This window comes from Bacteroides sp. 519 (assembly GCF_010500955.1).
GTDB lineage: Bacteria > Bacteroidota > Bacteroidia > Bacteroidales > Bacteroidaceae > Bacteroides.
Map to the genome: position 1 here is coordinate 1 of NZ_QVMJ01000149.1, position 308 is coordinate 308.

General features: G+C 42.2%; 1 pseudogene. It reads left to right on the plus strand.

Annotated features, from left to right (window positions below):
* Positions 1–253, plus strand: a pseudogene (locus D0T85_RS23305) (hypothetical protein); the annotation flags it as partial.
* Positions 254–308 lie beyond the last annotated feature (55 nt).

Sequence of the window (308 nt, forward strand, 5' to 3'; positions counted from 1 at the left end):
AGCAACGGTGGCTTTTATACTGAATGCCAAAAACGAATTATTGGTTTGTCGCAGAGCCAAAGACCCAGCCAAAGGTGTGGTACTGGGTATGAAATTCAGCAATAACCTGTATCGTACCTCGGTGATAGGAGTGGCACCCGAAAGCAACTATACAAGTAGCATCTGTTGTACGACTACTTGGGTTATCTTCATTTGTATTTCCGTTTGTATCGGCTGCTTTGGTCGAGCAAAATTTTACAGTCGCTATTGTTGATAATACTCTCTTTCACAATAGGAGAAGCGATAATATCATCGACCTCCTGTGTAAC